Here is a 23,098-nt window from a genome sequence, read left to right as displayed (position 1 = left end):
GTGGAACCAAGGGGTCTTTGTTTTGTTAATCATTAGCCAATTAAGTTAGGCTTTCTCAGTCAAAATTATCATTCTCTAGTTTTAAAAGGTGAGGTTTGCCGTAAAAGTATCCTTGTCGCAAATCGATTTTTAGGGAGTCTGCCAAAGAATCGTCTTGTTCATCTTCGATACCTTCTAAAATGAAGCGGAGTTTATGTTGTTGGCTAAAATTACGCCAAAAAACAACTTTTTGTTCAATTTCAGAGTCACGGAGTTTTTCGCCAAAGTTTTGGATAGCAAATTTGATTTCTGAGGCCAAAGGAACTAATTCAGTGATCTGTTCTAGTTGATTGACACCAGTCCCACAGTCATCGAGACTGAAGTCCATACCATAGTTGATAAACTCTTGAATCAGTGGGATCAATTCAGAATTTGACCATGGTTTATTGGGGACATCTTCAGTCAATTCCACGACCACCCGTAATGGTCTGAGGATACTTTGAGCTTCAATAATAGCGTCACGAACTTCTTTTTCCATTAATTGATTACGATTGATGTTCACTGAAACAGAACCGATTTTAAGTGACAACAGTTTGGTGGTAGAGATCAAAACGGAAGCCAAAGTGTGCGATGGCACGTCCGAAAAATTTGCTGGTGGACGCCAACCATCATCAGTTTTTTGTTTTAATAGTAATTCGTATCCGATTAGGGAATTATTAATTTTATCTATTTGGGGCTGAATAAAAAATCTATACATGTTCAAACTCCTCTATAACATCACTTGTAAGCACTTTTACACTAAGCGTTATCATACTACAAGTTTAGTTTCATGTCATGATGCTTGATCCCGGCTTCAACGTATTGATCACCAATCACTTGAAAGCCGAGTTTTTTATAAAAATCTTGGGCGTGATCTTGGGCACCTAAAATTGCATAAGAGTAGCCTTTTTCTTTTGCAAAGGTAAGAATGGCCTGGATCAGCTTGGAACCAAGATTTCTTTGTCGATATTTTGAACGGACTGCTACTCGTTGGATATGGATGCCATGATCGGCAGTTGGGAAAAAGCGGGCTGTGGCAACAGGTTGATCTTCAAGATAAATATTAAAATAGGTACATTTATCTTCCAAATTATCGATCTCTAAGTCTTGAGGGACATTTTGTTCCTCTACGAAAACCTCTTTCCGAATGGCGACGCTATCGTGATATACGCCTGAATTGGTATCGGCTGATTGCTTGATTTCTTCCATAATTGTTTCACCCCAAAAAATGTAAATACAAGTTAATTATATTACAAATAATGATTTAAAATACTTCAATTCTCGATATTAATTTTTTTAGGATTTCAAAATTGAAATAAAAAATAGATTGATATAATTAATGTATGTGTTGTGTTATGCTTTAAAGAATAAGTCAAAAGAATTTTTGTACGATAGAGGAGGAACCGACCATTGAAAGTCGTTGTTGTCGGATGTACACATGCTGGAACGGCTGCTGTAGAACAAATACTAAAGAAGCATCCCGAAACTGATGTAACAGTTTACGAACGTGATGATAATATTGCCTTTTTATCATGTGGAATCGCTTTGTATTTAGGAAGAATCGTCAATCACCTTGAAGATATGTTCTACGCAGATCCTACCACCCTTGAAGGATTTGGCGCTAAGGTTCATATGAAACACAACGTTTTAAAAATTGATTCAAAAAATAAAAAGATCTTCGTTCAAGATTTGGAAACAGATCGAATTTTTGAGGATACTTATGACAAGTTGATCATGACTACTGGTTCAGAAGTTGGAATTCCTCCAATTGGGGGTATGGACAATCCGCGAGTTCTTTTGTGCAAGAGTTACGCCCAAGCCAAGAAAATCTATGAAACAGCTTTGAACTATCCTAGCATTGCCATCGTTGGTGCTGGTTATGTTGGTGTTGAATTGGCTGAAAGTTACGCTAATACCGTTCATGATGTAACTTTGATTCAATCACGCAATCAGATCTTGAATAATTATGTTGATGATGAGTTATCAGAAACAATCATCGATAAATTAAAAGAGCATGATGTAAAGGTTCATTTGGGTGAACGAGTTGCTGAAATTGAAGATGGCGAGCAATTGACCATTAAGACTAAAGCTGGTCATGCTTATAAAGCTGATTTGGTAATCGTCTGCACAGGCTTCTTTGCCAATACTGATCTACTACGGGGTCAAGTACAAATGGACGGCTATGGCGCTATTATTATTAACGATTATATGCAAACTTCTGACCCTGATATTTATGCTGCCGGAGATTCTTGTGTGGTCAAATTTAATCCCACCGGAGAATTGAAATATATCCCTTTGGCATCGACAGCCGTTCGTCAGGGTACTCTAGCAGGAATTAATATTTTTGGCGATATTCGTAAATATATGGGTACACAAGCTACCACAGCTATGGAGATCTTTGGCTATACTTTAGCAGAAACCGGTTTGACCTTACGAAAAGCCCTAGCTAATGGGATGAATGCTGACTGTGTTGTATACCACGACAATTACCGTCCAGCATATATGCCAACCACGGAAATGTTAACGATCTATTTAATTTATGATAAAGATACGCGTAAAGTTTTAGGAGCTCAGTTATTCAGTAAGCATGAAGTGGCTCAATCGGCGAACGCTATTTCTATCTGTATTCAAAATGAAAATACGATCGACGACTTGGCGTTTGTTGATATGCTGTTCCAGCCAAATTATGATAATCCATTCAATTATTTGAATTTGGTGGCTCAATTAGCAATTGCTAAAGAAGACGATCAACAAGAAGTTTAGAAGAGAGTGACAGGGGTCTGCTCTTGAGTATTTAGAAATGGGATCTAATTCATATTTTGAATTAGGTCTTTTTTTATTATTCAGCTTTTTTCTAGGAAAGTAGTTCACAAAAAAACAGCTAGGCGGGGAACCTAACTGTTTTTTTAAAAGTTGATAGGATAGAGGTAAGAAATTAATAATTAAACATTGAATAATGGGGTTTTCAATGATTATAGGGAGATCATTATGGTTCTCTTATTGGGCAAATTTAAGAAATGAGTTTTTCCTCTATCACCATTACAACGGGGAATTGTAAATCAACTTAAGTAATCTAGAATAAGCATCTAGCCACAGAAATACGTGTGTTTTTTTTCTACATGGGAGGCAGATAGGCTTTGATAACTCATCCTAGTTGTTAACAAAGTTGCTATAAAAGCCCCTCCTTTCTCTGTGATAGCGCTTTCTTAATTTGGTACAACCACATTATAGCAAGTTCCGGTCGATTTCACAATATAAAGCTTTCTTAAAATTACTAGACCAATAACGCATCTAGCTTGACATAGACACAGGTAAAAGAGTATACATTCTAATTATTTATTTTATGATATTTCACAATCGAAATAATTCTAAGTGTATTGCTTGTCATTGCAAATCAATTATTATATCATGAGTTTGTCAAAGTGAGAGCGCTTGCGTGGAAATGCAATTAATATAAATTGAAGACGTCTATTTAAGATAGATACCTTTTATGAAATTTATCGGGGGGGTAGCTATTTGGAATCGACGTCTTTTTTTTGCGGAATGAAAAGGAGTCCTTATATGGTGACATAAATAATACTGAACTTTTTTTACCAGTAGTTGTCGACCACTTAGATTTGACATGGGAGAATCTTAAAAAGACCAAATAAAAAAAGCAGGGACAAAAGTCTCTGCTTTTTTGAATCAAAAATAATTATTTGATTGAAGGTGTACCGAACCATTCGATACGTTCCTTTGTTGTTTCTGTAATAGCCTTTGTACCAGGTGCAAGTAACTTACGAGGATCGTAACCCTTAGCATCGATATCTTGGTCATGGCCAGCTTCGATATATTCACGAGTTGCTTTAGCAAATGCTAATTGCAATTCAGTATTAACGTTAACCTTTGAAATACCCATTGAGATAGCCTTAACGATTTGTTCCTTAGGGATACCTGAACCACCGTGAAGTACAAGTGGTGTTGAGATTTCAGCAGCTAATTCTTGTAGACGGTCAAAGCTCAAACCTTTCCAGTTGTCAGGGTAAACACCGTGGATGTTACCAATACCAACAGCAAGGTAGTCAACGCCTGTAGCAGCAAGTGTCTTAGCTTCTTCAACATCAGCTAATTCACCAAGACCAGTAATACCATCTTCTGTACCACCGATTGAACCAACTTCAGCTTCAACAGACATGCCCTTAGCGTGAGCTAATTTAACGATTTCCTTTGTCTTTTCAAGGTTTTCGTCAAATGGTAGGTCATGACCATCGAACATAACTGAGTTGTAACCAACTTCGATACATTCTTTGGCAGCTTCATAGTTACCATGATCCAAGTGCATTACAACTGGAACTGTAATACCCATTGATTTGATTGTGTCTTGTACAAGGTGTAGACATAATTCGTAACCACCCATGTACTTAGCAGCACCCATTGATGTTTGAACCAAGATAGGTGTATTTGTTTCTTGAGCTGCAGCTAAAATACCGCGAGTCCATTCCAAGTCGTTGATGTTAAAAGCACCAACAGCATATTTGCCCTTACGAGCGTTGTTGAAAATTTCGTTACCGTTTGTTAAAACCATCGATAATCCTCCAAAAATTTCATTCATAATTTGAATACATTAGTAATTCTAACTCAAACGAGCAAAAATTAATACAACTTTTAGCAAAACTATTTCAGTAAACGCTTTATCGAAAATGAAAATATAGATAAAAGGCAATTAAGTAGAAAATTATTAAGACGATAAGAATATACCACCAATATTTTTTAAAGGTAGATTTTATCGCAGTATTATAGACTGCCATAACGGCAAAAAAGGCGACTAAAGTCGTCAAGATACTTAAGATTACTAGAATTGTTAGATTTATCATAATAATTTTATTATACCTTTTTTTTCATAAGATATTAGAAAGCGTTACTACCTATATTAAATGAGTTAACTTTGATATACTGGAATTAATTTATTGAGGTGATATTTTGAAGAAAATTAAAGTTATGACAGTTTTTGGAACCAGACCAGAAGCTATTAAAATGGCACCATTAGTTTTGAAATTAAAGCAAAATAGTGACCGCTTTGAAACCGTGACGGTTGTTACAGCCCAACATCGTGAAATGCTGGACTCTGTTTTGGAAATTTTCAAGATCAAGCCTGACTACGACTTGAATATCATGAAAGAACGCCAGACTCTTAGTGGGATCACTGGCTTAGTTTTGAAAGAATTAGACAATATCATTGAAAAAGAACAGCCTGATATTGTCTTAGTTCACGGTGATACAACTACGACCTTTAGTGCTGCTTTGTCAGCTTTCTATCATCAAACTGCTATTGGACACGTTGAAGCTGGTCTAAGAACTTGGAACAAGTATTCACCATGGCCTGAAGAAATGAATCGTCAAATGACAGATGATTTGACCGATATTTACTTTGCACCAACAACCGAAAGTAAGGCTAACTTGTTAAAAGAAAACCACAACGAAGAACATATCTTTGTGACTGGAAATACGGCCATCGATGCTTTGAGAAGTACCGTGCATAAGGACTATCATCACGACGTCTTAGATGTGATCGATCCTAATAAAAAGATGATCTTGATTACAATGCATCGGCGTGAGAATCAAGGCGAACCAATGCGACAAGTCTTTCGGGCCATGAAAAAAGTCGTTGAAAAGCATGATGATATTGAATTAGTTTATCCAGTTCACTTGAATCCAGTTGTTCAACAGACTGCTAAAGACATTTTAGGAGACGTAAAACGAGTTCACTTGATCGAACCACTTGATGTTGTTGATTTTCATAACTTAGCTTCTAGAAGTTACTTCATCATGACTGATTCTGGCGGCGTCCAAGAAGAGGCTCCTTCACTCGGTAAGCCCGTGTTAGTTTTACGTGATACTACTGAACGTCCAGAAGGTGTTAGTGCCGGAACTTTGAAATTAGTGGGAACTGATGCAGCGGTAGTTGAAAAAGAAATGACTCGTTTGATTACTGACAAAGCTGAATATGACCGCATGGCTAATGCTAAGAATCCTTATGGTGATGGTAAGGCCTCAGATCGTATCCTCGATTCATTGAGTTATTACTTTAAACAAACAACTGACCGTCCTTATGAATTTGAATAAAATATCTGCTTGAACAAAAAATTCCAGTGGAGTTGACCAGCAATAATGGTTGACCTGCTGGATTTTTTTGTTCAATTTTTAACTTTTTTGGGAAGAATGTTAGAAAGGCAACATTAATTTTTTTGATTATCTGCTAAATTAAATTGTGAAGAAGATAACAAAAACTAAGTCGATGATCTTAAATGAAAAGAGGTATTGGCAAGGTGATTGAAAAGAAGGATGGTGAACATAAATACGAAATAGAATTTTATGGTGGTAAGCAAATGGGCATGATACCAATCATTGTCTACATTATCATCAGTGCAGGTTTAGCAATTTTTTATCATGTCTACTCGATGAAAGGCTTAGTTGTAGCATCAATTATTGGCTTGTTTCTCGCATTCTTCCTTGTGAAAGAAAAGTCTAAATATTGGAAAGTAGTCATTGGCGGCCTGGCACAATTTGGAAATTCAAAGTTAATTTTTACATTTATCTTGATCGGAATCTTTACCAAGTTACTGACAGTTGGTGATGTCGGCAGCGGCTTTGTTTGGTTGAGTACAAAGTTGAATATTACCGGTGGGGCTTTTGTTGTTTTCACCTTTTTAGCTTCAACGATTATTTCGATGGGGACAGGAGCACCAATTGCGGCTGTCTTTGCCGTAGTACCAATCTTTTATCCTCCGGGGATAATGTTGGGAGCAAAGGCTTCAGTACTCGTGGGAGCAATTTTGAGCGGTGTATTTTTTGGTGATGCAATGTCGCCAAGTTCTCAAGTAATTAATACAACGCTTGATACGCAACACGATCGAAAAACTCATCAACCAGCCAACTTACAGGCGGTCATGAAGCAACGTAGTCCTTACCTAGTAGGTATTGCTCTTATCAGTGCAGTGCTATTTTATTTCTTTGGTTCTAATGGAGCGGCAGTTGATGCCCAGCAATTGTTACAAGTTAAGCAGAGCGCTAATGGATTAGGACTGCTGATGTTGATACCGATTGCTATCTTATTGATCATTAGCTTTATCAAGCAAGATCTGTTCTTAGGCCTATCCTATGCCACAGTCATCGGTTTATTTTTGGGAGTGATCAGCGGTAATTTTCAGATGAACGACATCTTGGCAGTTGGTAAGAATCAAGCTTTGAGTGGGATCTTGCTCGAGGGTACTTATAGTATGGCCGATATTATTATTTCATCGATCCTACTATTTGGCATGATTGCAGTAGCCGTTAAATCAGGCTGTTTGGATATGTTATGTGATTGGATTTTAAGCAAAAAGGCGATTCAAACACAAGTTGGTGCCGAAATGGTTTTGATCTTGAGCATTGGAGTGATCAATATCTTATTGTCCGGCTGCGTTTTGCCAGCAATTTTGCTCTTTGGTGATGTGGCCGATAAGATTGGTCAGAGTTCAGGTATTTCCCCAAATAAACGGTCCTATTTGCTTACAGGGATGGCAACGAATATTACCGCGATAGTTCCGATAAACAGTGCCTTTGTCATGGGAGCTATTACCTTGATCAATCAGATGAATGTAACCGGTTTTAAAAATATATCTATCAATCCATTTGAAATTTTTGCATCAAGTTATTATTGCTTGTTATTGACCTTAGTTTGTTTCTTCTGGGTTTTACAAGATAAACAAAAACACTCAAACAAAGTTAAGCTCGAGGAGGTGGGCGTATGAATGAAACATATGACGTCGTGATCGTAGGTGGCGGTCCAGGTGGTTTAACCTCAGCCATTTACGCTGGGCGCGCCGAAATGAAAACTTTATTGATCGAAAAAAGTGGCTATGGTGGCCGCATTACTGAAACGGCCGAAGTGAAGAATTATCCAGGAACCAAGCTTGATTCAGGGCAACACTTGATGGAGGAATTCAAAGAACATGCCCAAGCTAACGAGACAGTATCCTTGAAGCGGACGACCGTGACAAAAATTGTTCCAAATGATGAGGGATTTGTGGTTTCAACCAAACGTCGAGGCGATTTTCAAGCGAAGTCAGTCATCTTAGATTTGGGGACAGTGCCACGAGAGTTGAATATTCCGGGTGAAAAAGAATTTGTTGGTCAAGGAGTTTCCTATTGTGCCACTTGTGACGCCGAATTCTTCAAAAATCAAGAGATCTACGTCGTTGGGGCTGGTGACCAGGCGATTGAAGAGTCGGAATATTTAGCCCGTTTCGCTAGTAAAGTTCACATCGTTGTTTTGCACGATCCGGGAGTTTTAGATTGTAATGAAGTTGCAGCTAAGAACATCAAGAATAATCCCAAAGTTGATTTTATCTGGGACTCAACCTTGAATGCCATTGAGGGGACAGACAAAGTTGAGAGTGTCACGATTAAAAATGTTAATACAGGTGAATTAACCAAACATCCTACCAGTGGTGTATTTTTCTTCATTGGAATGACCCCACAAACGGAAATGGTAAAAGAATTAGTCGATTGTGATGAACATGGTTATATCAAAGTCAACGATAAAAAAGAGACCAGTGTCCCTGGTTTATACGCAATTGGGGACTGCACTAATAATTTCTTGAAGCAAGTCATTACTGCTTGTGGCGATGGTGCTCAAGCGGTAGTTGCTGCACAGAGGTATTTAAGTGAAAAGCAACAAATCGATAGTCTGTTGAATGGCAATGATTCCAAAATAGCTTTTGTCTTTTACAATCCTTATGAATCTCAAGATATCGACTTGGCAAGAGAATTTGAACAAGAGTTAAGCGGTTATAAAGTTTATAAGCAAGATATTTCCCGCCAGAGTCTCTTGTTCAGTCGCTTGGGATTGAATAAAACCGTAGCAGCGGCTTTGTATGAGAATGGTCAATTGAAGAGAGTTATCAATGATATTTCAGAATTAAATCTAGTTAACAATTAGGAGTGAGAAAAATGGGACAACCTTCAGTATTTCCACATGGAACAACAATTTATAAACCTGACAAATGTTTTAATGGCTATACATTAGTACCGTTGATCAATGATGGCGTGTTACTGTTCGATATGAATGGTAATGAAGTTAGACGCTGGAAGATGCAAGGTATGCCACCGAAGTTATTAAAAGGTGGATATGTCATGGGAACTTCTGGCTTCAGACATCCTGATTATGGGATGCAAGATGGTGTTAATCTGATTGAAATTGATTATGATGGTAACATTGTTTGGCAATTCGATAAGTTAGAAAAAATCGATGACCCTGGACGTGATCATCGTTGGATGGCTAGAAGTCACCATGATTTCCAAAGAGAAGGAAATCCAGTCGGTTATTATGTACCTGGTCAAGAGGCCAAAGCTTTATCTGGTAATACTTTGATCTTAGGACATCAAACGATTCATAATCTAGAGATTTCTGATAAACGATTGCTCGATGAAGTAATGTATGAAGTTGACTGGGAAGGAAATATTCTTTGGAAATGGTCTATCAGTGATCATTTTGATGAACTTGGCTTTGATGAGGCCGCAAAGAACGTCTTATTCCGTGACCCTAATATGCGTTCATCTGATGGCGGCGTGGGCGATTATCTACATGTTAACTGTATGAGCTATTTGGGACCAAACAAGTGGTACGACGCTGGTGACGAACGTTTCAAACCAACTAATATCATCTTTGACTGCCGTGAGGCCAACATTTTGGCAATTCTAGATAAAGATACTGGTCACCTAGTTTGGAAGATCGGGCCAGATTTCAATGCAACACCCGAACTTAGAAAATTGGGCTGGATCGTTGGACAACATCACTTCCACATGATTCCTAAAGGTTTACCTGGTGCTGGTAACTTGTTAGTCTTTGATAATGGTGGCTGGGCTGGCTATGGCACTCCAAATCCATCATCGAAGATCGGTAGTAAGAATGCCACGCGTGATTACAGTCGAGTGATTGAATTTGATCCAACGACTTTGAAAGTTGTCTGGGAAGTAACACCTAAAGACTTTGGCAATGCGATTCCCGTTGATGCTAGCAAGTTTTATAGTCCATATGTTTCCTCAGCTCAACGACTACCAAATGGTAACACTTTGATTGACGAAGGTTCGGATGGACGCTTGATTGAGATCACACCTGAAAAAGAGATCGTTTGGGAATGGATCTCGCCATATTACACTCATAATGATCCAGGAACACCAACTAATAATATGATCTATCGGGCTTATCGCTACCCATATGACTATGTTCCTCAAGAACCAACGCCAGAAGAAGTTGCGATTGAGCCTATCGACAATACGACATATCGAGTTCCAGGTGCTGGTAAGTTTGGAGCTAAAAAGGTTATTGATGTCGAAGGAACAGTCCCTTATTACAAGGATGTTGCTCTATGTGTTGCCACCGATGATGAAGATACAACAGTTATAAACAAGAAAAAGGTCTTCGACATAGATAAAGACTTCTTTGAACCTTTGACACAAGCTAACTTCAAAGAAAGAGTCCTCGATATAAAAGACAAGCCTGTCTTAGTTCTCTTTGGTGCAGAAAGATGTGTTCACTGCAAAGCCTTGCATCCTGTTTTGGAAGAAGCACTCAAGGAAGACTTCAAAGATGCTTTTGAAATCAGATACGTTGACATCGATGCGGAAACTAAATTAGCTGAAAGTCATAAGATCGCCGGTATTCCTGTTGTGGCAATCTTCAAGGATGGTCAGGAAATTCAAAGATTCAATGGTGAAAGAGATTATGATGATGTTTGTGATTTCTTGGACGACGCTTTAAAGTAGAATAGATAGTAAAGGGGGGCTTTGAATGAAGAAGTGTGATTTTATTGAAAACATCTTACAAAACCCGATCGTTTCGGGCAATTATCACCTTGAAAAATACAAACGCAATACAATTATCAGAACCCCCGGAACTTTGATTACACACGTCGGGATCGTTAAAAAGGGCTATCTTAAAGCTATTACTTATTCCAAATATGGCAAAGAGATGTGCAGTAGCTTGTTCAGTCCAGACAGTATTATTTTGGAGTATCTGTATCTATCGGGAGACATGTATTACACCTACAATTTAGCAAGCATCAGTGATTGTGAGATTTGTTGGATACCGATTGAAGTTTTTTCGAAAGTCGTTTTCGGCGATAAGAAATTTTCTCAGATCTATATTCAGCAACTCGCTAAACGAGGTTTGGAAAATCAGCGCTTAATTGCTTGTTTAGGTTACAAGACAGTTCGTGAGCGAATAGCTTATTGGATTTTGAGTGACGAATTGATTTCTACAGAAAGCGACACAGATCTGCGTGTTGAATTTCCAGTCTCACAGGAAGCTTTTTCAGAGATATTGCATGTTACTCGTTCAGCTTTGAATCAAGAGCTGCATAAGATGAATCAAGAAGGATTTTTCAAAATCAATCATAATGTTTTAAGCCATATCGATAAGGATAAATTGGTTTTAGAAATTTAAAAAAGAAGCCGCAGTGAATATTAAAATTCATTGCGACTTCTTTTAGCTTTTAATTCTTTGATTTTATTGAGTAGAACACGATTTTCGTAGTTGAAGATCAGCTTGGATGAGAAGTAGTTAAATAGTCCCACGACTAGCTGGTCGATTGCTTTGATGATCAAATTGTTCCATGGGAAAATTAAAACGGCAACGATCATGAAAACATCATCGAAAATCAGTGAGAAAATACGACTGATCAGAAAGTAAATGCCTTCGTTCAGCATTTTTTTGAAGTCACCGATCTCTGACTTAAAGACATATAACTTGGTAACGAAAAAGGAAAAGAAATTCGAAATGAGCCAAGCAATGGTATTAGCTAACCAGAGTGGGATGTGGAAATAGTTGTGTGAAAGATCAAAGATTCCAATATTGATAATCGATGCTAGGAATCCAAAGAAACAATAGACCCAGAAATTACGATACTTTTTGATGAAATTCATAACTAAAGATCCATTTCTTGAGCCTTTTGGTAGATTGATTCCGCAAACTTATCTAGATGGTCGATATCAACTTGTTCTGGGTCCAACTCTACTTTGACAGATTCAGCACCTTTAGTGGCACCGACCTTTTCAAAGGCTTGAGCGAATTCATCGACGGCACGACAAAAATCCTCGTAGAATGTATCACCAGAACCACAAACGCCATAGACTTTGTTTGATAAGTCTAAGTCTTGCATGTCCTCATAGAAGTCCAAAGCCTCATCAGGTACGATTCCTTGATCATATGTATAACTAGCTATCACACAAACATCTGTTGTTTCAAAGTCAGCAGCGTCAGTTTGAGAGACTTCACTCATCTCGACGTCGCAACCAAGGTCCTCAAATTTTTCCGTTAAAACGTATGCGATATCCTCGTCGTTACCGGTAATACTGGCATAGACGATTTTTACTTTTGTCATATTTAATTAACGCCTCATTCTTATATATCTTGGGATATTATAGCAAAAATTAATATTACCAGCTATCTAAATGAAAAACTAGGACAATGTTATAATGAGATTAATATTTTTTTGAAGGGACATGTTAAATCTTGATTACATTAAAATCTGCAAGAGAAATCGAAGGTATGAGAAAGTCTGGGGAACTGCTAGCTAATACTCATATCGGTTTACGTGACATCATCAAGCCGGGTATTTCTTCGATGGAAATTGAAAACTTTGCGAACGACTATATTATTTCACATGGTGGCCGTCCATCAGAAAAAGGTTTTGAAGGATACAAATATGCTACTTGTGTCTGTGTTAATGATGAAGTTGCTCACGGTATTCCTCGCAAAGGTCTCATTCTCAAGAGTGGGGACGTTGTTAAAGTAGATATGACCGTTAACTTGGATGGCTATGAAAGTGACTCTTGTTGGACTTACGCGGTTGGCGAGATCTCAGCTGAAGACCAAAAGCTGATGGACGTAACGAAGAAATCACTTTATCTCGGAATTGACCAAGCAGTTATTGGCAATCGTATCGGCGATATCGGTCATGCGATTCAACATTACGTTGAAGATGAAAACCACATGGGTGATGTCCGTGATCTAATTGGCCATGGAATTCAGCCAACAATGCACGAAGCTCCCAATGTTCCTCATTATGGTGAAGCTGGCAAAGGTTTAAGATTACGTGAAGGTATGACGATTACAATTGAACCTATGGTCAATCTGGGTACTTGGGAAATTAAAGATAAATTTGTCAAGGCTGATGGTTGGGAGTATTTCGTGTCGGCTGATGGAACTGATTCGGCTCAATACGAGCACACGATTGCGATTACCAAAGATGGTCCTAAGATTTTGACTTCTCAAGATCCTGAATACGATGCAAAATACTTACTTTAATCATTGGTGCAAATAATGGAAGAAAATAAACCAGCAGTGCCATTATTTAAGCAAAACATTGCTAAGCGTGAGAAATTGACCGGCTTTATCAAATATGTGACCCAAGCAGTGACAGACTCAAATTTACCGATGGCTTCAAAGACCATCACTTATTATATTTTGTTGTCGCTATTTCCAATGATAATTGTGGTGGGAAACTTGATACCACTTTTACACATGGACAAACCGACGGTCGTCAGTTACATCGAATTTATTTTGCCAGATGACTTGCATCACTATTTGATGCCGACGATCGTGAAGGTTTTGTCTAGTTCCAATAAGGGTATCTTGTCGGTTGGTATTGTCGTAGCACTTTGGGCAATTTCACGAGGCTTAAATATTGCGCAGATGACGATGAACGAAGCTTATGGATTGGATGTTAACAGTCTGTTTGTGGAAAAAACTTTTCTCAATTACATTATTCGTCGGGGGTTAGCTTTTGTGACGACGTTATTGTTGATCGTGGTTGGCGTTGCAGCAATTGTAACGTTTACATTTGGCCAACTTTTTTTGAATTGGCTAATTCCCTTGCTACGAGTGAATTCAAGGCTTTTAGAAGAATTTACACGTTGGAAATGGCCCTTTGCTATTGTTATAATGTTTTTGATCATGTTTGCTTTATTTTATTTTTTACCCAATATCCATCTGAAGTTTTATTACATTTTAACCGGAACCGTTATTACTAGTATCGGCGTTTTAGGTTTATCACAGTTGTTCTCATATTATTTAAAGTATTTTGGTTCAGCTTGGGATAATTACGGTGCTATCGGAGCGATTATTGTGTTTTTGCTCTGGGTGAATATGTCAGTGACTATCTTTTTATTTGGAAATGCCATCAACGTGGCTTTTGCACAAGCTATTGGCGGCCCTTATTTGAGGATAAGTACTGGTAGATTGACTAGTTATATGCAATCGCATGAAAAGGAGAAAAATTAATGAAAGTTAGAAAAGCAATTATTCCAGCAGCAGGATTAGGAACAAGATTTTTACCCGCAACGAAGGCTTTGGCTAAGGAAATGTTGCCAATCGTTGATAAGCCAACGATTCAATTTATTGTTGAGGAAGCTAAAGCTTCAGGCATCGAAGATATTTTGATCATCACTGGTAAAAATAAACGTTCGATCGAAGATCATTTCGATTCTGTTCCTGAGTTGGAACAAAACTTGGAGTCAAAGAACAAGACTGAACTTCTAAAAGTTGTTCAGGATACGACAAATCTTGGAGTTAACTTGTACTATAGCCGCCAAGCTCATCCAAACGGTTTAGGTGACGCTGTTGCTCAAGCTAGATCATTTATTGCTGATGAACCTTTCATCGTTATGTTAGGCGACGACTTGATGGAAGACAAAGTTCCTTTGACAAAGCAATTGATCGATGACTATGAGAAAACTCATGCTTCAACGATTGCTGTTATGAAAGTTCCTGAAAAAGACGTTTCAAAGTATGGTGTGATTGATCCAGAAGGCGAAAATGAACCAGGACTCTACAATGTTAAGCGTTTCGTTGAAAAGCCAAAGGTTGAGGACGCACCAAGTAATTTAGCTATTATTGGCCGTTACTTATTGACTCCTGAAATTTTTGATCTCTTAGCAACTCAAAAACCAGGTGCAGGTAACGAGATTCAACTGACTGATGCTATCGACCGTATGAACAAGACACAACGTGTCTTTGCTCACGAATTCAAAGGTCAAAGATATGATGTCGGAAATAAATTTGGTTATGTTAAGACAAATATTGAATATGGATTGACACATCCCGAAGTAAAGGATGGATTGAAACCATATATTCTTGAACTAGCTAAGAAAATTCAAGCTGAAGACAAATCAACTACTAGCAACAAGAAAGCTTCAAAATAATTAACCGAGTAAGAGACAGTCATTAATAACTCTGAAACCAAAGAGTTGTTGATGGCTGTTTTTATTGTTGAAAAAAATGGGCATTTCGTAATAAGCTTTTCGGTTGAGCAAGATCAAGAATTCCCAATTTTTCAAGCCATGCATGTTGGGAGCAGTTTTTAAGATAATCTCGTCGTCAATAGCTTCAAGATCGACGACCGGTAAAGTTTGGTCGGCTGTCTCAACGAAGATACGGTTATTTTTCTTAAAATCATTCAATAATAAGATTAAATCAATAGTACGCATAAGAAAATTCCACCACTTTTATTTGCTTTTATCGTCTAATTAAATTATCATAAAGGCTTAAGGATATTCTACCAAGTTTGAAGGGAAAAATTATGGATTCAATTGTAATTATAGATGCAAAAAGAACTGCTATCGGCAAATTTCGAGGTCAATTTGCTGATTTAACAGCAGTTGAATTGGGTAGCCAATTAGTAACCAAATTATTAAAGAATAATCGAATCGACCCCAAGATCATCGACCAATTTATTTTTGGGAATGTTTATCAAACTGGTATGGGTCAAAATACGGCACGTCAAATTGAATTAAACGTTGGTGGTCGAGTTGATGCTACTGCCATGACAATTAATCAAGTTTGCGGTTCAGGTATGAAAGCTATTTATGAAGCAATTTCCGCAATTAGAATGGGCAATGCGGAAATCGTAGTCGCTGGTGGCGTCGAAAGCATGTCCAATGCACCATTTTATGCCCCCCGGACTGGCAAGATGGAAGTTAGTCCCAAGCTTTCGGATACATTGTTCAATGATGGTTTAAATGATGCTTTCAATCATTTACCTATGGGGATGACAGCTGAGAATGTTGCCCGCAAGTATCACGTCACTCGCCAACAACAAGATGAATTTGCCTTTAATTCTCATCAAAAAGCTCATCAGGCAGAAAGTAAATTAGCTCAAGAAATTATTCCCATCGAAGTGAACGGCGAAGAAATTACGACTGATCAATCGATTCGTCCGACCACGACTTTGGAACAAATGGGACAATTGAGAACGGTCTTCGACAAAAAAGGTACAGTTACAGCTGGTAACTCATCACCGATCAATGATGGTGCTGCCGCAGTCATTCTGATGAAAGAAAGCCGAGCCAAAGAATTAGGCTTGAATTATCTAGCTCAAGTGACTGGTTATGTAGAAATCGGTATTGACCCAGATTACATGGGTTACGCTCCCTATTATGCAGTTAATAAATATTTCGACCGTTATCACGAAAATGTTTCAGATTTCGATCTCTTCGAAGTTAACGAAGCTTTTGCTTCACAAGCAGTCGCAGTAAGTCGTGATTTGAAACTGCCAGCTGAGAAATTAAATATTTACGGTGGGGCGATTGCCTTAGGTCATCCTTTAGGTGCCACAGGCGCTAGAATGATCGCTACTTTGATCAACTCACTACAGCAAGAAAAACAAACTACCGGCCTAGCTTCGCTTTGTATCGGTGGAGGCATGGGCATGGCAATGGGGATAAAATTGCTATGAAAATCTATCAATTGACCGATCAAGAACGGATCAAATTGTTACTTGATGGCGGTTATATAAATCAGGCTCAAGCTCAATTATTGCAGCAGCGCCAAGGTCTTACTGCAGATCTAGCGGACAGTCTCAGTGAAAATCAAATTGGAAGTTTTGGCTTGCCTTATGGTTTTGCGACTGACTTCTTGATCGACGGAACTGATTATCTGGTGCCAATGGTAATTGAAGAGCCATCAGTCATTGCTGCCGCTTCAAATGGTGCTAAGCGTATCAAAGCAAGTGGCGGCTTCAAAACGTTGCCTTCTAAACGTTTAGTTTATGGGCAGATTGTTTTAGAAAACTTGACTAAAGTTCAGCAACAACAATTATTAGATCTCAAATTAGAGATTAAAGACTTTGCTCAACAAGTTCATCCTAGCCTGATCAAACGTGGCGGTGGCGTCGTCTCGATTGTAGTCAATCAATTAGCTGAGTTCACGGAATTGGAACTGGAAATTGATACCGTCGATGCGATGGGAGCAAATATCGTCAATACGATTTTAGAAAAAACGGCTCACAAAGTGTCGGAATTGCTTAATGGCGATGTTTTGTGCAGTATTTTGTCGAATAGTGGAGCCGGTCAGATCATCAAAGTTCAAGCTAAAGTTGCGTTTGAACAATTGGCAACCAAAACGATGTCTGGAGCTGAGGTAGCTAGTAGGATAGCTAAACTATCAGACTTTGCCCAAAAGTCACTCAAACGAGCTGTTACGCACAATAAAGGCATTATGAATGGCGTGGATGCCGTACTCTTAGCAACTGGGAATGACTTTCGAGCTCAAGAAGCGGCTTGCCAGAGTTTTGCCTCCGATTCCGGAGTTTATCAACCTTTGAGTAAATGGGAGGTTGTTGACCAGCAATTGGTGGGTACCTTGGTGATGCCAATTGAGTTAGGGAGCGTTGGTGGTGCTATTAAAGCCTTGCCAATGGCACAGTTGAGTTTAGCGATTATGAAGATCAAGGATAGTCAACAGTTGCAATCAGTTGTTGGCGCTGTTGGTCTGGCCAATAATTTATCTGCCTTGAGGGCCTTAGTAACCACAGGAATCCAAGCTGGTCACATGGGCTTACAGAGTAAGTCACTAGCGTTATCAGCTGGAGCGGTTGGCAGTGAAATTGGTCAAGTAGCTGAAAAATTGAATCAGACTAAAAATTATACGTTAAAAAATGCAGAAGATATTTTAGAGGAGCTGAGAAATAAATAATGAATATTGGAATAGATAAGATCGGTTTTTATGTTCCTAAGGATTATATTGATATCGTTGAATTGGCTAAGGCTCGTGACGTTGATCCTAATAAATTTACGATTGGGATCGGTCAATCAAAGCAAGCTGTTCCTCAGCCTTATCAAGATGCCGTAACTATGGCCGCTAGTTCAGCCGATAGTATCTTAACGGACGCTGATAAAAAGGCTTTAGGTCTTTTGATCGTGGGTACAGAGAGTGGTGTCGATGAATCAAAGTCTACTGCTGCTTTTCTGATGGATCTCTTAGACTTGCCAGAAGATATTCGCGCTTTTGAAATCAAACAAGCTTGTTTTGGAGCAACTGCCGGTTTACAAGCAGCCTATGACTTTGTGAGTTTGAACCCTGGTAAAAAAGCCTTAGTAATTGCCAGTGATATTGCTAAATATGGAATCAAGACTCCTGGAGAAGTGACACAAGGGGCTGGGTCAGTGGCGATGTTGGTCAGTGAAGAACCACGTGTCTTGCGCCTTGATCACCAATCAGTTTATATGACGAGAAATGTCGGTGACTTCTGGCGTCCAACTTTTTCTAAAGTTGCTTTTGCACGAGGAAAGTTCTCCAATCAAGTGTATGTAGATTTCTTTACAACGCTTTGGGATAAATACCAGGCTAAGTACAATAAGACGGCGGATGACTTTTCAACGATGTTATTCCATATTCCTTACACGAAGATGGGTACCAAAGCCCTAAGAACTTTAGAAGGTAAAGTCTCAGAGGCAAAGTACGCTGAATTAAGTGATCATTATCAAGCTAGCATTAAATTCAGTCGAGATGTTGGTAACCTTTATACGGGTTCACTTTATTTGGGACTATTATCTTATTTAGTTAATGCCGCTTCCGCTAAGGAAAAAGTCTTATTGTTCAGTTATGGTTCTGGTGCCGTCGGCGAGATCTTTAGTGGCGAGATCCAATCTGGGTTTGAAAAAGTAATCGACAAACAGAAGATATTAAATTTACTTGAGCAACGAGAAAAATTAAGTATTGCTGACTACCAAAAAATGTATCAAATTGAATATACTGATGGTACAATCGTTGATCCAGAAGCAGTTACGGAGAAATTTTACTTGAGTGAAATTAAAGAGAACGAACGACTTTATCGAGTTAAAAAATAAGCATTGAAATCGCTTACACTTAATGTTATATTATAGATGTGGTAAGGATGAAATGTCAGGAACTGTAGCCCTAAAAGATTTAGATAAGAAAGTTTTATCGTTTCTAGGAGATGGTAGGATTAGTAAAACCCATAAATTGATAGGCATTACAGTTCAACGGCATTTTAGGAACTAGCGATAAAAGTTAACATAAGATCGACCTAATTAGTTAGTCGCACAAATCTCAATACATAATTCGCTAGGATCCTTTAGTTGAACATACTATAAGTTGTACACATTCATATTAGTAAGATATGTTTCAGGTAGTAAGATTCATTTAAGGTTTAGATTCATTTAACGTTGATGAAACTGCAGTAAATTTCATCTTACCACTTATATCTAACTAGGGACTCTCAATCATCGAGAGTCCTTTTTTAGTATTCAGATAGTATATAGTAAAACATTGTATCCGCTTTCGAAAGATGATATATTAAAGACGTGGTAAAGATGAAATGTCAGGAACTGTAGCCCTAAAAATATTTGCATATGAAAGTTTTATCGTTTTAGAGAATGGTAGAATCAGTAAAAACCAAAGGATTTAGAGTCTGTACAGTTTAAAGACATTTTGGGACTAGTGCCAAAAGTTAACATAAGATCGACCAAAAAAGTAGTCGCACACCCTCAACATATGTTGTGCTAGGCTCCATTAGCTAAACATATTACTAATCTTGGTAATATGCTTACGGTAGTAAGGTTCAGTTAATACTTAGATTCATTTAACGTTGATGAAACTACAGTGATTTCATCTTACCACTTAAGTTTTACCAGGAGAGTCCTCAAGTGTATGAGGGCTCTTTTTTTGTAGCAAAAAAGGATTGAATCCCCTCAGATTCAATCCTTTTTAATAGATAATTTTAGCCAATTACTTGAACAGTCACATTTTGGCGACCGAATTGTAAGGCTTGTGAATTTGGCATTGCGATATCCAATTGGTTAGGATTGCTGTAAGCAAACAAACCAGTATCATTAACTACACGGTCATATGTTTGACCATTGCTTGCAGTGATTCTTAAATGAGTTCCCTTAGGGAATTTTGATAAGTTAGCGGCCACGCCACTGTAACCCATGCTTGATCCAAGAACAGCAGGATCATAAGCAGTTGCTGACATTGTTAAAGTTTGTTTAACGTTGTCATTTGATAAGTATTGGCCGTTGACCCATTGGTTTCTACCAACATCATACCAAGTAGCACCATTGGCGTCAGTTTTACTTGCGTAAACGTGAACCATTGTACCACCAGTAATTGAATTACCATTAAAGTTACCATTTGGAGCGTCATATAGATTAACGCCACCATTGGCTTTAACGTACATATCTTTATCTAAAGAAACTGCTGGAGCTTGTGTAGTTACGTCATAGGCTGAAACCCATAGGTTAGTAGCAACTTGATAATATGTTGCACCTAAGACGTTAGCAATTTTGTTAGTCCGCCAACCAGATTTGCTTTGTAAACCAATTCCGGCAAGCTTCATATTTCCTTGGCTATCTGGAGTCGTGTAAAGTTGAGCTCCATTGGTATTTGAGACATAAATAACACTACTAGTATCTGACGTTGTAACTGATGCGGCGTCAACTGTTTGAGCTGGAATTACGAAACTATCTAAAGCAATTGAAGTAACGGCACATAGTGATGCAACAATTTTTTTGATCTTCATTATAAAATGATTCCCCCGAATTAAAAAACTCATAGATTTTATTAATTTTCTCAACGAGTGTAATCATATAACGTCTAGACCAGAATATGTTGAAAATAACCCAACTGTAAATTAGTTATAAAGTAACTGTAAAAAATATGTAATCGAATTGAAACGGAAATTTGTCAAAAAACAAAAAATTATTTATTGGAATATTTTTTGATACCTTCTAGCATATCATCAATATTATCGACCATCATGCCGTTCATCTTGATCAAACCGATAGTGTAATTGTTAATATAGGCGAAGGGGTTTTCACCGATATGCTTGACAGCTTCGAGTTTTTTAGGATTCTCAAAACCACTTTGGCGGAGGTCAGTATAGACTCCGATGATAGGAATTTCTTTACCAAAGGCTAATCCGATTTCTGAGGCTACACCATCATCCATTGTGTCACCATCGAGAATGGCAACAACTAAGTCAGAGGAGAACAATTCTTTGTTATCTTCTTGGGCGATCTTGATTGAATCGGCATAGTTCATTTTATCGTTGATATCACCATTTTCTTGGGGTAAATAAACTTCGATCGAACTATCCATTTTTCTAATTTTATCAACGACATATTCGTTGAACATCCGATCTGCTAAAGCAAATAAACCGTTGGCAAAATAAATTTTCATGTAAAAATCCCTCTTTCTATTAATATCTGCTAATATCTTATCATTCCTGCATTAGCAATACTAAGAAAACTTAAAGCATCAGATAAATATAATGATATATATCAGAAATCTATTGGCTTAGGAATGAGGTTTACCATAGAAAATGACTGATAAAATATTCCACTTTTGAATAATATTTTTTAATAATCTTGGATAACATTTTTTCCAGGAATAAATATATAATATTACTTGTAAGGTTTCAGAGATAATGTATCTCGGTTTATCAATTAGACGTTTTCAATAGAATACTCAACAATTCTGGGGGGACGGCGCTGATAGTGATTAAATCGACCACTTGAAAAACTGAGGATTTGAGGGCATTGTCGTGAATCTTACTACCTCATAGCCAGTTATAACACGATTCTTCCAGCTTACCCTTCTTTAGGATAATTTATGAGTGTTATAACTAATTTTCCCAATAATATGACGAAACACAAAAAAAGCTTAACTTCCCCGGTTAAGCTTTTTTATTTTGCTAAAATTTTCAATTATTACTCAACGACTTGAATCCAGCCCTCTGGAGCCTCAACGGTACCAAATTGAATTCCAGTTAAGGTATCGTAGAGCTTCTTGGTTATTGGACCAACTTCCGTTTCACTATAGAAGACGTGTAAGTTGCCGTTATGTTCCAAACCACCGATAGGTGAGATAACTGCAGCAGTACCACAGGCGCCGGCTTCTTTAAATTGATCCAATTGGTCGATATAAACGTCGCCTTCTTTAGCTTTGAGTCCTAAGCGATGTTCTGCTAGCCAGAGCAAGGAATACTTGGTGATACTTGGTAGGATAGAAGGTGACTTAGGTGTCAAGAAGGTGTCATCCTTAGTAATTCCAAAGAAGTTAGCGGAACCAACTTCTTCAATCTTCTTATGTTCGATAGGATCAAGGTAAACACAATCTGCGAAGCCTTGTTCGTGAGCTTTGGCCCCAGGATATAAACTGGCAGCATAGTTACCGCCAACTTTACTTTGACCAGTTCCTTTATGCGCTGCACGGTCATATTGAGAAGTGGTGAAGTTAACAGGAGTTAAGCCACCTTTAAAGTAATTACCAACCGGCATGGCAAAAATCGTAAAGATATATTCTGGTGCAGCGTGGACACCAATTTGTTCACCTGTTCCGATAATCAAAGGACGGAGGTATAAAGTTGCTCCGGAACCATATGGAGGAACAAAATCAGCATTAGCCTTGACTACTTCTTTGACAGCTTCGACAAACTTGTCTTCTGGGAAAACGGGCATCAATAATCTTTCACATGATTCTTTCATACGCTTGGCGTTACGGTCGGGACGGAACAATTGAATTTGACCTTGGGGATTACGGTAAGCTTTCATACCTTCAAAAGCTGCTTGACCATAATGCAAAACTGGTGAAGCCTCACTAATATGTAGCGTACTGTCTTCAGTCAGTCCGGCATCTTGCCACTGGCCGTCTTTCCAATGAGCTAGAAAACGATATGGTAAGTCCATGTAGTTGAAACCGAGATTGTTCCAATCGATTGTACTAGGGTCTGCTTTAGTCATATAAATATCTCCTTGGTTA

Annotated in this window: 21 protein-coding genes; 12 read left to right on the top strand and 9 right to left on the bottom strand. The window is 38.2% G+C overall.

The window, feature by feature from the left end; translation table 11 throughout:
- Positions 1-55: 55 nt before the first annotated feature.
- Complete coding sequence (locus ACG72T_RS05875; RefSeq protein ID WP_395265223.1) at positions 56-736, bottom strand: EAL domain-containing protein; 681 nt, start codon at positions 734-736, stop codon at positions 56-58.
- A 56-nt stretch (positions 737-792) separates the two neighbouring features.
- Complete coding sequence (locus ACG72T_RS05870) at positions 793-1,227, bottom strand: GNAT family N-acetyltransferase (protein ID WP_395265222.1); 435 nt, start codon at positions 1,225-1,227, stop codon at positions 793-795.
- A gap of 201 nt (positions 1,228-1,428) precedes the next feature.
- Here ACG72T_RS05870 and ACG72T_RS05865 point away from each other — a divergent pair, with 201 nt between their 5' ends.
- Positions 1,429-2,781: an FAD-dependent oxidoreductase gene (locus ACG72T_RS05865; protein ID WP_395265221.1), complete on the top strand. Its 1,353-nt coding sequence runs from the start codon at positions 1,429-1,431 to the stop codon at positions 2,779-2,781.
- A 931-nt stretch (positions 2,782-3,712) separates the two neighbouring features.
- Here ACG72T_RS05865 and fba read toward each other — a convergent pair.
- Positions 3,713-4,582 (bottom strand): class II fructose-1,6-bisphosphate aldolase, encoded by an 870-nt coding sequence (gene fba / locus ACG72T_RS05860; RefSeq protein WP_395265220.1) that lies wholly within the window; start codon positions 4,580-4,582, stop codon positions 3,713-3,715.
- A gap of 395 nt (positions 4,583-4,977) precedes the next feature.
- On the opposite strand from fba, the gene wecB reads away from it, so the two are divergent.
- From wecB to ACG72T_RS05835, 5 genes are all read left to right on the top strand, one after another.
- The gene (wecB, locus tag ACG72T_RS05855) at positions 4,978-6,120 is read left to right on the top strand and encodes a non-hydrolyzing UDP-N-acetylglucosamine 2-epimerase (RefSeq protein WP_395265219.1); all 1,143 of its coding nucleotides are present in this window, start codon (positions 4,978-4,980) and stop codon (positions 6,118-6,120) included.
- 182 nt (positions 6,121-6,302) lie between these two features.
- A complete protein-coding gene (locus ACG72T_RS05850; RefSeq protein ID WP_395265217.1) occupies positions 6,303-7,787 on the top strand; it encodes a hypothetical protein in 1,485 nt (494 codons plus the stop codon).
- Complete coding sequence (gene trxB, locus ACG72T_RS05845) at positions 7,784-8,977, top strand: thioredoxin-disulfide reductase (protein ID WP_395265216.1); 1,194 nt, start codon at positions 7,784-7,786, stop codon at positions 8,975-8,977. Before ACG72T_RS05850 ends, trxB begins: the two co-directional genes overlap by 4 nt.
- Before the next feature lie 11 nt (positions 8,978-8,988).
- Positions 8,989-10,803 (top strand): aryl-sulfate sulfotransferase, encoded by a 1,815-nt coding sequence (locus ACG72T_RS05840; protein ID WP_395265215.1) that lies wholly within the window; start codon positions 8,989-8,991, stop codon positions 10,801-10,803.
- Between the two features lie 25 nt (positions 10,804-10,828).
- Entirely contained in the window at positions 10,829-11,482 is a 654-nt protein-coding gene (locus tag ACG72T_RS05835) for a Crp/Fnr family transcriptional regulator (RefSeq protein WP_395265214.1), read from the top strand.
- 20 nt (positions 11,483-11,502) lie between these two features.
- On the opposite strand, the gene ACG72T_RS05830 is transcribed toward ACG72T_RS05835, so the two are convergent.
- Together ACG72T_RS05830 and ACG72T_RS05825 are read right to left on the bottom strand one after the other, a co-directional pair.
- The gene (locus ACG72T_RS05830; RefSeq protein WP_395265213.1) at positions 11,503-11,961 is read right to left on the bottom strand and encodes a GtrA family protein; all 459 of its coding nucleotides are present in this window, start codon (positions 11,959-11,961) and stop codon (positions 11,503-11,505) included.
- 2 nt (positions 11,962-11,963) lie between these two features.
- A complete protein-coding gene (locus ACG72T_RS05825) occupies positions 11,964-12,419 on the bottom strand; it encodes a flavodoxin (protein WP_395265212.1) in 456 nt (151 codons plus the stop codon).
- Between the two features lie 131 nt (positions 12,420-12,550).
- Here ACG72T_RS05825 and map point away from each other — a divergent pair, with 131 nt between their 5' ends.
- From map to galU, 3 genes are read left to right on the top strand one after another with little or no spacing between them, the layout of a single operon-like run.
- Positions 12,551-13,345, top strand: coding sequence for a type I methionyl aminopeptidase (map, locus tag ACG72T_RS05820; protein WP_395265211.1), 795 nt, complete (start codon positions 12,551-12,553; stop codon positions 13,343-13,345).
- A 15-nt stretch (positions 13,346-13,360) separates the two neighbouring features.
- Positions 13,361-14,320, top strand: coding sequence for a YihY/virulence factor BrkB family protein (locus tag ACG72T_RS05815; protein ID WP_395265210.1), 960 nt, complete (start codon positions 13,361-13,363; stop codon positions 14,318-14,320).
- Positions 14,320-15,240 (top strand): UTP--glucose-1-phosphate uridylyltransferase GalU, encoded by a 921-nt coding sequence (galU, locus tag ACG72T_RS05810; RefSeq protein ID WP_395265209.1) that lies wholly within the window; start codon positions 14,320-14,322, stop codon positions 15,238-15,240. The genes ACG72T_RS05815 and galU overlap by 1 nt, the downstream gene beginning before the upstream one ends.
- Here galU and ACG72T_RS05805 read toward each other — a convergent pair whose 3' ends face one another.
- Positions 15,241-15,525, bottom strand: coding sequence for a hypothetical protein (locus tag ACG72T_RS05805; protein ID WP_395265208.1), 285 nt, complete (start codon positions 15,523-15,525; stop codon positions 15,241-15,243).
- A 92-nt stretch (positions 15,526-15,617) separates the two neighbouring features.
- Between ACG72T_RS05805 and ACG72T_RS05800 the strand changes: the two genes are divergently transcribed.
- Genes ACG72T_RS05800 through ACG72T_RS05790 form a run of 3 tightly spaced genes read left to right on the top strand, consistent with a single transcriptional unit; the run spans position 15,618 to position 19,164 of the window.
- Complete coding sequence (locus tag ACG72T_RS05800; RefSeq protein WP_395265206.1) at positions 15,618-16,772, top strand: thiolase family protein; 1,155 nt, start codon at positions 15,618-15,620, stop codon at positions 16,770-16,772.
- Positions 16,769-18,010 carry a hydroxymethylglutaryl-CoA reductase, degradative gene (locus ACG72T_RS05795; protein WP_395265205.1) on the top strand — a complete coding sequence of 414 codons (1,242 nt, stop codon included), beginning with the start codon at positions 16,769-16,771 and terminating at the stop codon, positions 18,008-18,010. Before ACG72T_RS05800 ends, ACG72T_RS05795 begins: the two co-directional genes overlap by 4 nt.
- Positions 18,010-19,164 carry a hydroxymethylglutaryl-CoA synthase gene (locus ACG72T_RS05790; RefSeq protein ID WP_395265204.1) on the top strand — a complete coding sequence of 385 codons (1,155 nt, stop codon included), beginning with the start codon at positions 18,010-18,012 and terminating at the stop codon, positions 19,162-19,164. The genes ACG72T_RS05795 and ACG72T_RS05790 overlap by 1 nt, the downstream gene beginning before the upstream one ends.
- Positions 19,165-20,057: 893 nt before the next feature.
- On the opposite strand, the gene ACG72T_RS05785 is transcribed toward ACG72T_RS05790, so the two are convergent.
- The 3 genes from ACG72T_RS05785 to ACG72T_RS05775 form a co-directional block, all read right to left on the bottom strand.
- Positions 20,058-20,858 (bottom strand): SLAP domain-containing protein, encoded by an 801-nt coding sequence (locus tag ACG72T_RS05785; protein WP_395265203.1) that lies wholly within the window; start codon positions 20,856-20,858, stop codon positions 20,058-20,060.
- Positions 20,859-21,037: 179 nt separating this feature from the next.
- Complete coding sequence (locus ACG72T_RS05780; RefSeq protein WP_395265202.1) at positions 21,038-21,517, bottom strand: nucleoside 2-deoxyribosyltransferase; 480 nt, start codon at positions 21,515-21,517, stop codon at positions 21,038-21,040.
- Positions 21,518-22,047: 530 nt separating this feature from the next.
- A complete protein-coding gene (locus ACG72T_RS05775; protein WP_395265201.1) occupies positions 22,048-23,079 on the bottom strand; it encodes a branched-chain amino acid aminotransferase in 1,032 nt (343 codons plus the stop codon).
- Positions 23,080-23,098 lie beyond the last annotated feature (19 nt).

It is taken from the genome of Companilactobacillus sp. FL22-1, assembly GCF_043951805.1.
Lineage (GTDB): Bacteria > Bacillota > Bacilli > Lactobacillales > Lactobacillaceae > Companilactobacillus.
This window is presented reverse-complemented; position numbering and strand designations above follow the sequence as displayed.

Excerpts from the sequence above, each read along its gene's own strand:
- ACG72T_RS05785 (WP_395265203.1), bottom strand. The coding sequence starts at position 20,858 with ATGAAGATCAAAAAAATTGTTGCATCACTATGTGCCGTTACTTCAATT.
- ACG72T_RS05840 (WP_395265215.1), top strand. The coding sequence starts at position 8,989 with ATGGGACAACCTTCAGTATTTCCACATGGAACAACAATTTATAAACCT.
- ACG72T_RS05800 (WP_395265206.1), top strand. The coding sequence starts at position 15,618 with ATGGATTCAATTGTAATTATAGATGCAAAAAGAACTGCTATCGGCAAA.
- ACG72T_RS05870 (WP_395265222.1), bottom strand. The coding sequence starts at position 1,227 with ATGGAAGAAATCAAGCAATCAGCCGATACCAATTCAGGCGTATATCAC.
- trxB (WP_395265216.1), top strand. The coding sequence starts at position 7,784 with ATGAATGAAACATATGACGTCGTGATCGTAGGTGGCGGTCCAGGTGGT.
- ACG72T_RS05830 (WP_395265213.1), bottom strand. The coding sequence starts at position 11,961 with ATGAATTTCATCAAAAAGTATCGTAATTTCTGGGTCTATTGTTTCTTT.
- ACG72T_RS05805 (WP_395265208.1), bottom strand. The coding sequence starts at position 15,525 with ATGCGTACTATTGATTTAATCTTATTATTGAATGATTTTAAGAAAAAT.
- ACG72T_RS05780 (WP_395265202.1), bottom strand. The coding sequence starts at position 21,517 with ATGAAAATTTATTTTGCCAACGGTTTATTTGCTTTAGCAGATCGGATG.
- ACG72T_RS05815 (WP_395265210.1), top strand. The coding sequence starts at position 13,361 with ATGGAAGAAAATAAACCAGCAGTGCCATTATTTAAGCAAAACATTGCT.
- ACG72T_RS05835 (WP_395265214.1), top strand. The coding sequence starts at position 10,829 with ATGAAGAAGTGTGATTTTATTGAAAACATCTTACAAAACCCGATCGTT.
- ACG72T_RS05775 (WP_395265201.1), bottom strand. The coding sequence starts at position 23,079 with ATGACTAAAGCAGACCCTAGTACAATCGATTGGAACAATCTCGGTTTC.
- fba (WP_395265220.1), bottom strand. The coding sequence starts at position 4,582 with ATGGTTTTAACAAACGGTAACGAAATTTTCAACAACGCTCGTAAGGGC.
- ACG72T_RS05795 (WP_395265205.1), top strand. The coding sequence starts at position 16,769 with ATGAAAATCTATCAATTGACCGATCAAGAACGGATCAAATTGTTACTT.
- ACG72T_RS05850 (WP_395265217.1), top strand. The coding sequence starts at position 6,303 with ATGAAAAGAGGTATTGGCAAGGTGATTGAAAAGAAGGATGGTGAACAT.
- ACG72T_RS05875 (WP_395265223.1), bottom strand. The coding sequence starts at position 736 with ATGTATAGATTTTTTATTCAGCCCCAAATAGATAAAATTAATAATTCC.
- ACG72T_RS05790 (WP_395265204.1), top strand. The coding sequence starts at position 18,010 with ATGAATATTGGAATAGATAAGATCGGTTTTTATGTTCCTAAGGATTAT.
- galU (WP_395265209.1), top strand. The coding sequence starts at position 14,320 with ATGAAAGTTAGAAAAGCAATTATTCCAGCAGCAGGATTAGGAACAAGA.
- ACG72T_RS05825 (WP_395265212.1), bottom strand. The coding sequence starts at position 12,419 with ATGACAAAAGTAAAAATCGTCTATGCCAGTATTACCGGTAACGACGAG.